This is a genomic window from Streptacidiphilus melanogenes, from assembly GCF_000787835.1.
Classification (GTDB): Bacteria; Actinomycetota; Actinomycetes; order Streptomycetales; family Streptomycetaceae; genus Streptacidiphilus; species Streptacidiphilus melanogenes.
Genome location: NZ_BBPP01000021.1, coordinates 1 through 14,061 on the forward strand (window position 1 = coordinate 1; position 14,061 = coordinate 14,061).

7 protein-coding genes are annotated in these 14,061 nt (G+C 72.8%); 4 read left to right on the forward strand and 3 right to left on the reverse strand.

Features of this window, described 5'->3' with window-relative positions:
* Both TR49_RS21875 and TR49_RS21880 read left to right on the forward strand, forming a co-directional pair.
* Nucleotides 1-3,046 (forward strand): type I polyketide synthase (locus TR49_RS21875; protein ID WP_042384050.1); only part of this gene is annotated, 3,046 nt, incomplete at its 5' end.
* A gap of 80 nt (nucleotides 3,047-3,126) precedes the next feature.
* Complete coding sequence (locus TR49_RS21880) at nucleotides 3,127-6,600, forward strand: type I polyketide synthase (protein ID WP_084725237.1); 3,474 nt, start codon at nucleotides 3,127-3,129, stop codon at nucleotides 6,598-6,600.
* A gap of 132 nt (nucleotides 6,601-6,732) precedes the next feature.
* Here TR49_RS21880 and TR49_RS21885 read toward each other — a convergent pair whose 3' ends face one another.
* Nucleotides 6,733-7,014, reverse strand: coding sequence for a hypothetical protein (locus TR49_RS21885; protein WP_042384051.1), 282 nt, complete (start codon nucleotides 7,012-7,014; stop codon nucleotides 6,733-6,735).
* A gap of 121 nt (nucleotides 7,015-7,135) precedes the next feature.
* Complete coding sequence (locus TR49_RS21890) at nucleotides 7,136-8,335, reverse strand: geranylgeranyl reductase family protein (RefSeq protein WP_052434523.1); 1,200 nt, start codon at nucleotides 8,333-8,335, stop codon at nucleotides 7,136-7,138.
* Nucleotides 8,336-8,738: 403 nt separating this feature from the next.
* On the opposite strand from TR49_RS21890, the gene TR49_RS21895 reads away from it, so the two are divergent.
* A complete protein-coding gene (locus TR49_RS21895; RefSeq protein WP_052434524.1) occupies nucleotides 8,739-11,462 on the forward strand; it encodes an ATP-binding protein in 2,724 nt (907 codons plus the stop codon).
* 57 nt (nucleotides 11,463-11,519) lie between these two features.
* On the opposite strand, the gene TR49_RS21900 is transcribed toward TR49_RS21895, so the two are convergent.
* Complete coding sequence (locus TR49_RS21900) at nucleotides 11,520-12,053, reverse strand: hypothetical protein (protein WP_042384257.1); 534 nt, start codon at nucleotides 12,051-12,053, stop codon at nucleotides 11,520-11,522.
* 190 nt (nucleotides 12,054-12,243) lie between these two features.
* Between TR49_RS21900 and TR49_RS21905 the strand changes: the two genes are divergently transcribed.
* Nucleotides 12,244-13,512 (forward strand): alpha/beta hydrolase family protein, encoded by a 1,269-nt coding sequence (locus TR49_RS21905; protein WP_052434525.1) that lies wholly within the window; start codon nucleotides 12,244-12,246, stop codon nucleotides 13,510-13,512.
* Nucleotides 13,513-14,061: the final 549 nt, after the last annotated feature.

Consider the following 14,061-nt stretch of genomic DNA (forward strand, 5'->3'; position numbering starts at 1 on the left):
TGTCCGTGGCATCCGCGTGGACTGGCAGTCCTTCCTCACCCACGAGGGTGCTCGCCGGGTCGACCTGCCCACCTACGCCTTCAACCGCGAGCGCTACTGGGTCGAGCCCGCCCTGACGACCGGCGGGGCCGATGTTGCGTCGGCCGGCCTGGCCTCCGCCGAGCACCCGCTACTGGGCGCCGCCGTCGAACTGCCCGACTCCGACGGCTACCTGTTCACCGGTCGGCTCTCGCTGCGCACTCACCCCTGGCTCGCCGACCACGCGGTCGGCGACACCGTGCTGTTGCCGGGTACTGCGTTCGTCGAACTCGCCGTCCGCGCCGGCGACCAGGTGGATTGCGGCGTCGTCGAGGAACTCACCCTGGAAGTACCGCTGGCACTGCCCGAGGAGGGGGCGCTCCAGCTGCGGCTGGTCGTCGGCGACCAGGACCACTGCGGCCGCCGGTCGGTGAACCTGTACGCACGCCCCGAGGAGTCGCGCACCGGCGAGCCCTGGACCCGGCACGCCAGCGGCACCCTGGTCGGCAGCACCGCATCCGCCATGGCCACGCCGGTCGACCCGGCTTCCTGGCCACCGGCCGGTGCGCGCGAGCTGCCGGTCGAGGGTCACTACGAGCGACTGGCCCAGGCGGGCCTGTCGTACGGCCCTGCGTTCCAGGGCTTGGAGAAGGCCTGGCAGCTCGGTGACGCCGTCTACGCCGAGGTTCGGCTGCCGGAGGAGCAGCAGGCCGAGGCGGGCGCGTACGGCCTGCACCCGGCGCTGCTCGACGCCGCCCTGCAGGCCCTGGCGCTCACCCCTGCCCCGGCCGAGGATGCGACGGCCGAGGACGAGCCACAGAGCCGTCGCCCGTTCGCATGGAGCGGCTTCACCCTGCACGCCGCCTGCGCCTCCGCGCTGCGGGTGCGGCTCACCCCGGCCGGGCCCGACGCCGTCTCGCTGAAGGTGGCCGACAGCGCCGGCGAACCCGTCGCCTCGGTGGACTCCCTCGTGCTGCGTCCGGTCTCGGCCGGGCAGTTCAGCCGGGGCTCGGCGGCCGGGCAGCACGACTCGCTGTTCCGCGTCGAGTGGACACAGCTGCCGTCGCCGTCGCCCGCGGCGAACGGCGTGAAGGGCTCGAACTGGGCCGTCCTCGGCGACGACCTCCTCAAGTTCGGCCCGGCGCTCGAACGGACGGGTGCGGCACTCCAGTTCTACGCCGACCTGGACGCGCTCGGTGCCGCGGTGGCTGCAGGCCGTCCCGTGCCGGACGCCGTCCTGGCGGCCTGCGCGTTCGAGTCGGCAGGTGACGGCCTGGTGGCTGACGTCCACACGGCGACCCACCGCGCCCTGGCCTTGGTGCAGGAGTGGCTCGCCGAGGACCGACTCGCGGCGTCCCGCCTGGTCCTGGTGACCAGCGGTGCGGTGGCCGCCGGTCGCGAGGACCGCGAGATCGACCTGGTCCATGCCCCGATCTGGGGGCTGGTGCGCGCCGCCCGGCTCGAGAACGAGGACCGCCTGGCGCTGGTGGACCTGGACGACGACGAGGAGTCCCGTCGCCTGCTCCCGGCCGCGATCGCGGCCGGCGAGGCCGAGTTCGCGCTGCGCGCAGGCGCCGTGCACGTGCCGCGGCTGGCCCGGGTCGCGCGGCCCGCCGAGGACGACCACGCATCGGCACAGCAGGGGACGTCCCGGGCCTGGGACCCCGAGGGGACCGTCCTGATCACCGGCGCCACCGGTGGCCTCGGGGCGCTGCTCGCCCGGCACCTGGTGACCGAACGCGGCGTCCGCCACCTGCTGTTGACCAGCCGTCGCGGCCCGGACGCGCCCGGCGCGGACGAACTTATCGCCGAACTGGGCGCGTTGGGCGCGCACGCGGAGCTGGTGGCCTGCGACGCCGCCGACCGCGATGCGCTGACCGCCCTGCTGGCCGCGGTGCCCGCCGAGCACCCGCTGACGGCGGTCGTGCACACCGCCGCCGTGCTGGACGACGGCGTGATCGGCGCGCTCACCCCCGAGCGGGTCGACCGCGTGCTGTGCCCGAAGGTCGACGCGGCGGTGAACCTGCACGAACTCACCGCGCACCTGGACCTGGCCGCCTTCGTGCTCTTCTCGGCCGCCGCCGGCACGCTGGGCGGCGCGGGCCTGGGCAGCTACGGCGCGGCCAACGTCTTCCAGGACGCGCTGGCTCGCCACCGCCACGCCCGCGGCCTGACCGCGGTCTCCCTGGTGTGGGGGCTGTGGGCCGAACGCCGTGGCATGGCAGGTCGACTGAGCGAGGTGGATCTGGCCCGGTCGGCGCGCGGGGGAGTGCTCCCGATGACCGCCGAGCAGGGCCTGGCCCTCTTCGACGCCGCGCTCACGGTGACCGACGAGCCGGTGCTGGTGCCGATGCACCTGGACCTGAAGGCGCTGCGGGCGCTGGCTGCCGTCCCCGACGCGCTGCCCGCGGCCTTCCGGGGCCTGGTGCGGACGTCGGCCCGGCGGGTCGTGCAGGGAACGCGCACCGGCGAGCAGCCCGAGGCGGACGGCCTGGCGCGCAAGCTGTCCGGCCGGTCGGCGGCCGAGCAGCAGCGGCAGGTGCTCGACCTGGTCCGCGACCACGTGGTCGCCGTGCTCGGCTACACCTCCGTGGACCTGGTCGGCGCGGGGCAGGCCTTCCGGGAGCTGGGCTTCGACTCGCTGACCGCCGTCGAACTCCGTAACCGGCTGAACGAGGCCACCGGGCTGCGGCTGCCCGCGACCCTGGTCTTCGACCACCCGACCCCGGCGCTGCTGGCGGAGTACCTGCTGGCCGAGGTCGCCCCCGACAGCCGTCCGGCGGCCTCCCGCCTGACCGACGAACTCGACCAGTTGGAGGCGGTCCTCGCCTCGCTCAGCCCGGACGACCGCGCGGCCGTCGCCCCCGACGACGCCGCCCACGCGCAGATCGCGGCGCGTCTGCAGACCCTGCTGGCGAGCTGGAACGCCGTCGGCGGCGCCGACGGGAGCGTGGACGCGGGCGGCATCGACGACGCGACCGACGACGAGATCTTCGACTACATCGACAAGAGGTTCGGCAAGGGCTGAGCGCAGCACCGCACACCCTCCCCCCGCAACCCGCGACCCCGCCAGCCTTCACCCCGACGATCCGAATGGGCACCGCTCCGATGGCCAATGAAGACAAGCTCCGTGAATATCTCAAGCGCGTGCTGAAGGACCTCGACGAGGCCCACACGCAGTTGCGCGACCTCGACGAGAAGGCGCACGAGCCGATCGCGGTCGTCGCGATGAGCTGCCGCTTCCCCGGCGGGGTGCGGAGCCCTGAGGAGCTGTGGCAACTGGTGGCCGCAGGCGGCGACGCGATCTCCGGCTTCCCGACCGACCGCGGCTGGGACGTCGAGGGGCTGTACGACCCGGACCCGGACGCCCAGGGCGCCTCCTACACCCGTGAGGGCGGGTTCCTGGCGGGCGCGGACCGGTTCGACGCCGGGCTCTTCGGCATCGCGCCGCGCGAGGCGCTCTCCATGGACCCGCAGCAGCGCCTGCTGCTGGAGACCTCCTGGGAGCTGTTCGAGCGGGCGGGCGTCGACCCGGCGACCCTGCGCGGCAGCCGGACCGGCGTCTTCGTCGGCACCAACGGGCAGGACTACGTGCCGGTGCTGATGCGTTCGGCGGAGAGCTTCGAGGGCCACCTCGGCACCGGCAACACCGCGAGCGTGATGTCCGGCCGGCTCTCCTACACCTACGGCCTGGAGGGGCCGGCGGTGACGGTGGACACCGCCTGCTCGGCCTCGCTGGTCTCCCTGCACCTCGCCGTCCAGGCGCTGCGCACGGGGGAGTGCGCGCTCGCGCTGGCCGGTGGCGTCACGGTGATGCCGAACCCGGGCACCATCATCGAGTTCAGCCGCCAGCGCGGCCTGGCCGCCGACGGCCGCTGCAAGTCCTTCGCGGGTGCGGCCGACGGCACGAACATGGCCGAGGGCGTGGGCCTGCTGCTGGTCGAGCGGCTCTCCGACGCCCGACGCAACGGGCACCCGGTGCTCGCCGTGGTGTCCGGAAGCGCCGTCAACCAGGACGGCGCCAGCAACGGCCTGACCGCCCCGAACGGTCCGTCCCAACAGCGGGTGATCAAGCAGGCGCTGGCCAACGCGCGGCTGACCGCCGACCAGATCGACGCGGTCGAGGGGCACGGGACCGGCACGACCCTGGGCGACCCTATCGAGGCCCAGGCCCTGCTGGCCACCTACGGCCGACGTCGGTCCGAGGACCGGCCGGTGTGGCTGGGGTCGGTGAAGTCCAACATCGGGCACACCCAGGCGGCGGCCGGCGTCGCGGGTGTGATCAAGATGGTGATGGCGCTCCGGCACGGCGTACTGCCGCGCACCCTGCACGTGGACGAGCCCACGCCGCACGTCGACTGGTCGGCCGGTGCGGTGCGGCTGCTGACGGAGAACCAGCCGTGGCCGGAGACCGGGCGTCCGCGCCGGGCGGCGATCTCGTCCTTCGGCATCAGCGGCACCAACGCCCACGCGGTCCTGGAGCAGGCTCCGGAGACCGGGGAAGAGACGGTCGTCGAGGTGACGGGTGCGCCGTCGGTGCTGCCCGTCGTGCTGTCGGCGAAGAACGACGCCGCGCTGCGGGCCCAGGCCGAGCGTCTGCGCTCCTTCTCCGACGAGGTCGAACTCCTCGACCTCGCGCACTCGCTGGCGACGACTCGGGCGGGGTTGGAGCACCGCGCGGTGGTGCTGGCGGCCGACCGGGACGAACTCGCGCGCGGCCTCGACGCGTTGGCCTCGGGCGAGCCCGCCGCCCAGTTGGTGCGGGGGACCGTCGTCGAGGGCAAGCTCGCCTTCCTCTTCACCGGGCAGGGCAGCCAACGCGCCGGCATGGGTGCCGGGCTGTACGAGACCCACCCGGCGTTCGCCGAGGCCTTCGACGCGGTCTGCGCGGAGCTGGACCGGCACCTGGACCGCCCGCTGAAGGACGTCGTCCTCACCGGTGAGCAGCTCGACGAGACCGGCTACACCCAGCCCGCGCTCTTCGCCGTCGAGGTGGCGCTGTTCCGGCTCGCCGAGTCCCTGGGCCTGCGACCGGACTTCCTGGCCGGGCACTCCGTCGGCGAGCTGGCCGCCGCGCACGTCGCCGGGGTGCTCTCACTGGCGGACGCGGCGACGTTGGTGGCGGCGCGCGGTCGTCTGATGCAGGCACTGCCGGCCGGTGGTGCCATGGTGGCCGTCGAGGCGACCCAGGACGAGGTCCTGCCGTTGCTTGCCGCTCGCCAGGACGAGGTGGGCATCGCCGCCGTCAACGGCCTGATGTCGATGGTGATCTCCGGCGCCGAGGACGCGGTCCTGGAGGTGGCCGAGAAGCTGGCCGCCGACGGTTGCCGGACCAAGCGGCTGATGGTCAGTCACGCGTTCCACTCGCCGTTGATGGAGCCGATGCTGGCGGAGTTCCGGGCCGTCGCGGAGTCGTTGGAGTTCCACGAGCCGCAGATCCCGATCGTCTCCAGCCTCGACCAGGGCGCCGACCTCACCACGGCCGAGTACTGGGTTCGGCATGTCCGCGAGGCCGTCCGATTCGCCGACGCGATGCGGGCCCTGGAGCGCGAGGGCGTCCGCACCTTCCTGGAGCTGGGCCCGGACGGAACCCTCGCCACACTCGGTCAGGACTGCGTCGCGGACGCTTCCTTCGCCACCGTGCTGCGCCGCGACCGCGCGGAGGCGGAGACGTTCACCACCGCGCTGGCGCAGCTGCACACCCGCGGCGTCGCGCTGGACTGGCCCGCGTTCTTCGCCGGCACCGGCGCCCGCCGGATCGACCTGCCCACCTACCCCTTCCAGCAGCGCCGCTACTGGCCGGATCCCGCCGAGGACGCCTCGGAGACCGCGCGTGCGGCCGCCGTGGACGAGCAGTTCTGGTTGGCCGTCGAGCGCGAGGACCTGGACGCGCTGACCGTGACCCTCGGCCTCGACGGCGACCAGCCGCTCAGCGCGGCCCTGCCCGCGATGTCCGCCTGGTTCCAGCGCCAACGCACGGAACGGCCGACGGCGACACCGACGACGACCGCCGAGGAGGGAGCCGAGGGCGTCGACTCCGAGGAGCCGCTGCCGGTCCGGCTGGCGAGGCTCTCCCCGGTCGAGCGCGACAACGCGCTGCTTGCCCTGGTCCGCAGCAGGGCGGCGATCGTGCTGGGCTACCCGGGACCCGAGGACATCCCGCCGGCCCAGGCGTTCAAGGATCTCGGCGTCGACTCCCTGATGGCGGTCCTGCTGCGCAACGGCCTGGCCGAGGCGACCGGTCTGTCCCTGCCCCCCTCGCTGGTCTTCGACCAGCCGACGCCCGCGGTGCTCGCGGCCCACCTGCGGGACCAGCTGTTCGCCGACGGCGCGAACTCGGCCGCCTCGGTGACCGACGAACTCGACCGCCTCGAGGCCGCGCTGGCCGCGAGCACCGCCGACGGCGTCACCCGCGCTCGTATCCAGATGCGCCTGCAGGCTCTGGCCGCCCGCTGGTCCGAGCCCCCGCAGCCGGGCTCTGCGACCACCTCCGACACCCCCGACGACCTCCTCGACGTCGACCACCTCGACGCAGCCTCTGACGAAGAGCTCTTCGCCTTCATCGACGACAGCCTCACCTGACGCGAGGACGACGTGAACCGGACCGGGTCCCGGGCCCGGCCCGGTTCAGCTCACGTCGAGGCTCGGCAGACCTCGGAGTCGACGGCGTACTGGACCAGCAGGGAGGCCCGGATCTCCGGCTGCGGCCGGAGCTCACAGCCCGCGGATGGCCTCGACGAGGTCGGACCCGTAGGAGGCCCAGCAGATGAGTGAGCCGTCGGTGTCGAGTTGCCCCATGTACCACTCGTCATCGGCTCGGGCGAGGCACAGGTCGTGAAAGGACAGGATGAGGTCGGGCTGGAGGACCTCGTAGTCGACATGTCCGTGCTGCTCGACGACGACGAGTCGTTCGAGTGAGAGCGGAACCGCTTCGGCATCGCCCGACGCCGAACGGACCCGCTCGATCGTCCACCCGTCCGGGAGATCTGCGTTCACTGCCGCATCGTCGCAGCCCTCGCGTCACTCGGCCAGTCGTTGCATTGCGGATGAGTTGCCGGAGGCCTTCCGGGCCTGGGAGACCGAGCTGCGCTCCGCCGCCCGGCGGCTCAGCCGACTGTCAGGATCGCAGGTGGGCGAAGAGCCTGGCCAGCAGGCGGGTCGTCATCTTGCTGCCCATGACGGCCGGGTTGAGCAGTGGGCGGTAGCCGTAGCGGGCGAAGACCTGTTCGGCGACGAGGTTGCCGAGTCGGTAGTGGGTGCGCCAGCGGCGGTCGACCTCGGTGGGGTAGTGCCGGAGGGCCTGCTCCCTGCGGGCGCCGGGAGGCCGGGTCAGAGCCAGGGTGACCGCCCCTGCGGCGATCTCGCCCGCCTCCATGGCCTGTGCGATGCCCTCTCCGCTCCACGGGCTGACCATGCCCGCGCTGTCCCCGACCACGAGCAGGCCGTCACGGTACTGCGGCCGCCGGTTGAGACCCATCGGCAACGCGGCGCTGCGCAGCGGGGACTCCGCGGCGGACTCCTCGAGCTTCCATTGCCGGGGAAGCCGGGTGACCCACTGCTGGAAGGTGGCGCGCAGGTCGGTGGCGCCGTGGCGGTGGTGGGGGACTCCGCCGAGGCCGAGGTTGATCCGCCCGTCGGCGAGCGGGAAGAGCCAGCCGTAGCCCGGCAGGGCGGCGTCGTCGCCTGCGCGGCTCACGTCCGCCCACAGGTGCAGGCGGTCGTCGTCGTGGAAGGCGTCGGTGCGGTAGTAGCGGCGCGCGGCGGTGGCGATCGGGGTCCTGGTGTCGCGCGGCCACCCGGTGGCGAGGGCGGAGCGGGCCGAGACGCCGTCCGAGGCGACCACGATCGCGGCACGGTATTCGACCGGTTCACCGTCGGCGGAGGTGGCGCTGACACCGACGACGCGTCCTGCGGCGTCCGTCAGCGGGGCGGTCGCCTTCGTGCGGGTCCGCAGCCGTGCGCCGGTGGTCTCCGCGTGGCGGGCGAGGAGCTCGTCGAAGTCGTGCCGGCTGCGGGTGAGTCCGAAGTCGGGGTAGCGCCCGGTGTCGGGCCAGTCCACCTCGATCTCGCGGCCGTCGCAGTGGACGTGCACGCCGCGGTTCCGTCGCCAGCCGGGCGCCGTGATGTCGACGCCCATACGGAGCAACTGGTGGACGCCGCGCGGGGTGAGTCCGTCGCCGCACACCTTGTCCCGAGGGAACGCGTCCTTCTCCAGCAGCACGACGTCCACGCCCGCGCGTGCCAGATGCACCGCGGTCGCGGAACCCGCCGGGCCCGCGCCGATGACGACGACCTGCGCGTCCAGTCCTGTCGACATGCCGACTCCCCTGTGTTCGGGCCAAAGTAGCAGTCGGTAGCGGCAAGCTGACGGTGATGCTGTGAACGTGTTGGAAGTGTCGTGCGGCGAGACTTCGAGATCCCGCCTCATGAAACACGGTCAGGCGTGGGCCGGGAACGCCTTCGGGGCGGTGGGCGCCGGCGGTGGTCGCCGGCCCCGCGGCCACGACCGCCAGGGACGAGGCGAGGATGCGGGGCACGGACAGGCCAGTGGCGAGTGATCGCCTCATCGCTTGTCCGAAAGATCGACTACTTCGATGCCTCATCCTCGTTCCCGGCCGGTCGACCGGCCGTGGCGTCGGCTGGGCGTCCGCCTGTCGTTTCGCTGCGCGCGCGGAGGCCAAGGCCATAGGGTCGAACGAGGGGACCCGGCGCCGGATGGCATGGAGATCCGGTTCGCACTGGGCACGATGGAGGGGACGTCCGTGGAGTTCGGGTCGCTGCTGCGTGGCCATCGCGTGAGGCTCGGCTGGACTCAGGAGGAGCTCGCTGACAGGTCCGGTGTCTCCACGCACGCGATCAGCGTGCTGGAACGAGGCCGACGCCGACCACGGCCGTCGTCCGTGCTGCAACTGGCGCGGGCCCTGGGCCTGGACGAGGCCGATCGGCAGCAGCTGATCGGGCTGGCGCGGGAGAACGAGCCCGACAGCCGACAGGGCGAGGCCCCCTTGTCGGGGCCCCGCTGCCAACTGCCCGCCGATACGAGGTTCTTCGTCGGACGAGACAAGGAAGTGGGCTGGTTGCTGGGTCTGGCGGAGCCCCTGTCCAGGGGCCCGGTCCCGGCCCCTCCGACGGTGGCGGCGATCGCCGGAATGGGCGGAGTCGGCAAGTCGGCCTTGGCCGTCCACGCCGCGCACCGGCTGCGTGACGGTTTCCCCGACGGACAGCTCTTCATCGACCTGCACGGCAACACCCCGGGTCTGGACCCGCTGACCCCGCGTGACGCCCTCGGCTCGTTGCTGCGCGGGCTGCAGGTGCCCGCCCAGGCGATTCCGCACGGCGTCCAGGAGTGCGCCGCCCTCTACCGCGAACGTCTGGCCGACACGCGCGCACTTGTCGTCCTGGACAATGCGGCGAGCACCGGTCAGGTCCGTCCGCTTCTCCCCGGGACGGGGGGCTGCCTGGTCCTGATCACCAGCCGTCGACGGCTCACCGGCCTCGACGAGGCGAGCCTGCTGGACCTGGGCGGCCTGCCGGACGGGGAGGCCGTGGACCTGCTGCGCAGCGTGTCAGGCCGTGGGTTGACACCCACGGATGCCCCGGCGGTCCAGGAACTGATCACCCTGTGCGAGCAGCTTCCGCTGGCCATCAGGATCGTCGCCGCCCGTCTGCGCGACCGCCCGGCACTGAGCATGCAGGTGCTCGCCGGACAGCTCCGCGACGAGCAGGGGAGACTCGGTCGCCTGAAGGACGACGACCGCGATCTGACAGCGGTGTTCGAGTCGTCCTTCAAGGGGCTTCCCGAGACCGAGCGGCAACTCTTTCGCCTGCTCGGTCTCGTGGTCGGACCGGACTTCGACACGTACGCCGCCGCCAACCTGGCTGCGACCACGACCGATCTGGCGGAGCAGTCCGTCGACTCCCTCGTGCGCGCCAGTCTGGTCAGCGAGCAGTCACCCGGGCGCTACCGCTTACACGACCTGACCCGCTTGTACGCCAGGAGCGTCCTGGCGCGATCCGACCGGGACGAGAGGGAGGCCGCTCTCGCTCGGCTCCTCGACTACTATCAGCGCGTCACCCAGGCGGCGGACCGCTTCATACGACGTCACGACCGCCCTGGCGAAACGCCTCAGGCACCGAGCGTGACGGCAGGCCCGGAGATCCAGGACGAGGCGGAAGCCCTGGCCGTGCTGCGCGCCGAACGCCCGAACCTCCTGGCGACCGCCGCAGCCCTGGCGACGGACGAGCCGTCCCGGCTCGTCGCGCTGTCCGGCTCCGTCGCGGCCTTCCTCCGGCAGGACGGTCCGTGGCCGGACGCAGTCGCCCTGCACACCCAGGCGGTAACGCAGGCACGAGAACTGCACGACCGGCTGGCCGAGGCCAACTCCCTGCACGACTTGGGGCGGGCCCTGTTCATGATGGGTGATCTCCCGGGGGCCACCGAGGCCGTCGAACGGGCCTTGACGTTCTACTCGGAGCTGGGCGACGACTTGGGCGAGGCGAACGCCCTCCAGGAGCGCGGCCGGTTCACCATGGCCACGGGAGACTGGGAGACGGCCGGGAAGGACCTCTCCCATGCCCTCGAGATCTACCGGGGCATGGGGAACCGGCTGGGTGAGGCGTTCACCCTCTACGAGCTGTCCCGGGCCGGACGACTGGCGGGCGACGGATCCGAGGCCGTCGGTCTGCTCGCGGCGGCCGGCGACATCCTCGAACTGCTGGGACATCGCTTCGGGGAAGCGGCTGTCCTGCTGGAGCTGGGCCAGCTCAAGCGCACGGCCGGTGTCCATGCCCAGGCTCTGGCCCTCCTGGAACGAGCCGTGGTGAACTTCCGGCTTCTCGGCCACCGCCAGGCCACCGCGGTAAGCCTGCTGGAGATCGCCCGCGTGCACGAGGACGCCGGTCGGCATCAACCCGCTGGTGAGTTGGCACAGCGGGCGGTGAGTCTGCACCGGTCTCTGGGCGACCGCCAGGGCGAGGTCACCGCCCTGTGGGTATTGGGGCGGGTGCAGCGTGGGGCTCTCAAGCTCAGCGCGGCGGTCGACTCGCAGGAGCGAGCGCTGGCCCTGAGCCGCGAGCTCGGCTACCGGCTCGGGGAAGCCGGCGCCCTGAACGAGCTGGGCCGTCTGTGCACCGCCAGGGGCGAGTACCGCGAGGCCGAGCGACTGCTCCAGCAGGCCCTTGCCCTCCACCGATCGGTCGGCATCCCGCAAGGGGAGGCCGAGACGCTCTCGAGCACCGGCGATCTGCTCGCCGCGACGGGGCACCCGCGAGACGCCCTGACCGCATACCGTCAGGCCGCCCGGCTGGCCCGCGAGATCAACAGCGCCGCCGACGAGATCCGAGCGCTCCAGGGCGCGGCCAAGTGGGAGAGCGGCCCCCAGGCGGCATCCGACCTCCGACGGCTCAGCGAACTCCGTGAACGAGCTGGTACAGAAGTCGGATGAACGTCGGCGTCAACACGTCGCGCTGATGACGGTCGCGATCGCGGCGGTCGCGGCCCCTCAGCGGTGGGGCGGCCCGGCAGGGTCCCCGGACGGCCACGCCAAGGTGACGCTGCCGCCCACCGGCAGTGCGTGCCAGCACGCGGCGAACTCGTCCAGGCGGGCCAGGATGCGCTCGACGAGCGGCGGGTCGCTGATGCCCGATGCCGACGCCCTTGAGGCGAACCAGATCGGAAGGTCCGCCCGCTGCCCCGCCCGCTGCTTCCACAACGGCTCGCACAGGGAGGCCAGCGTCTCGGACCGGGCCATGTCGGCGTGCTCGGCCTGGCTCGGCGGCCGCTTCGCCTCCCGGCGGGCCTGACGCCTCCTGGCGACCGGGTCGGCTGCCCAGAAGATGTTGTTCCGTCCGGCCGCGATGCGGCCGAAGGCGCCGCGGGACAAGCCCGCCTCGGCTTCGACCAGGAAGTGCACGGCGTCATGCGGCAGGTAGTCGTCGTAGCCCGGCCCCTGACGCGGTGCCAGTTCCGGACCGTGTTCCCGGACGACCGCCATCCGGTAGCGGCGCCCGGACAGCTTGGTGAACGTCACATCCATGCCCAGGACGGTAGCCACCGCCGCGGGAAGATCGCACGCGAATACCGCCCCGGTGCGGGGGCCGCCGCCCATCGGCGGTACGGCTCTCCCGAGGAGCGACACGCGTGGTGGCACGATGGCCCGCCGGGAGGCGCGTTGCGAAGATCGAATGCGTCCGCACACCACAGCGCCGCCTTCGAAGGAACCTCCCATGCGCAGTTCTCGTCTCGTCGCCGCCTCGGTGGCCTGGGTCATCGCGTCCGGTCTCGTCGTCTCGACCACGGTCCCGGTCTGGGCCGTGGCCGCCCCGCATGCCGCACCCGCGCCGACCGCGTCAGCGAACCCGCCGAAGGGAGTGACGCTCACGCTCCCTGCGCCGCGGGGGCAGTACGCCACCGGAGAGTCGACCTTCCGGCTCGTCGACCACGACCGCGCCGACCCGTGGGTGCCCAGCCGGCCCTACCGGGAGCTGATGATCAGCGTCTTCTACCCGGCGGTGCACACGGGCGGGCAGCCGTCGACGCACCAGTTTCCGCCGTCGGTGGCGGCGGCGGTCGGGCGATCGGTCGAGGAGAACGCGCAGTTGCCCGCCGGGCTGGTGGACTGGGCCGCGACCAGGACGCACTCGGTGAAGGACGCCGCGACGGCGCCGGGCCGTTTCCCGGTCGTCCTGTACTCGCCCGGCGCGGGGGACGCGCGGGACTGGAACGTGTCGCTGGTCGAGGAACTCGCCTCGCACGGCTACGTGGTGGTCACCATCGACCACACCGGGGAGGCCCCGGCGACGCAGTTCCCTGACGGTCACGTGGTCGGCAACGCCACGGTGCTGGCGGCCTGGGACCAGGCGTTCCGGAACGGCACGACACTGGCCTTCTTCACGAAGCTGATGGACGCGCGGCAGGCCGACACCGAGTTGGTGCTGGACCGGTTGGGGTCCCTGCCGCACCGGCTGACCGAGGGCATGGACCTGGACCGGATCGGCATGTTCGGGCACTCCGCGGGCGGGTTCACCGCGGCGAACGCGATGTACGCCGATCCGCGGATCAAGGCCGGCGTCAACATGGACGGCACTCTGGAGTACACCGTCAAGCCCGACGGCACCAACCTGAGCGAGGTCGCGCTGCACGGGCTGAACCGGCCGTTCCTGCTGATGGGCAGCAGTGGCCAGGACGCGAGCGATGTGCACATCGAGCCGTCGTGGGCGTCGTTCTGGCAGCACCAGCACAGCTGGAAGGCCGACGTCACCCTGGACGACTCCGAGCACGCCTCGTTCACCGACGCCGAGGCCCTGCTGCCGCAGCTGGCCGGCCGGGTCCCGGCGGCCACGCTGGCCGCTGCGGTCGGGACGGTCGAGTCGCACCGCGCGGTGGCGGCGGACCGGGCCCTGGTGACCTCGTTCTTCGACCGCTTCCTGAAGGACTGCGACGACCGCCTGCTGGACGGCGGACCCTCGCGGTACCCGATCACCTTCGTCCGGTAGCGCGTGCCCCGCCCCCGGTGGGCGATCGGTCAGGAGCCCCCGGTCGAGGGCAGGGAGTGCCAGGCCAACGCCGGGGAACGCCATGCTCGACCATGAAGCCGTGGCCGTGGGCGGCCGGCTGAGGTGCCATCGCCCGCTACCTGGACGCGTTGGCGGGCAGGGCAGCTCGTTCGGGGCCTCCGGGGTGGACGTCGCCGTGACCGGGGCGGGCGACACCCCCGTGGCCCCCGCCCCGGTCACGGCCGGCGGATCCGGACTCCCTGCCGGACGCGACCATCCTGGGCGCGGGCCGCGCTCGGCTCCATGGCGTTCGCCTGGCGTTTGCCTGGTCCTTGCCGCGTCGGCGCGGGATCGCCCCGGCTCACGCCCCGGCGCCGCTCTCACGCGCCCTGACCCTACGTGGGCTGCGGGTTTTCGAACGGGGCCGTCGAGCGCGGTGCCCGATCGGCGGTTGGCGGTCGGCTGTCGGCAGCGCACGCGGCAAACGCCATCCGAACGCCATGGAGAAGACCGCGGGTCCGGCCAAGAATCCTTCTGCCGGACGACCGG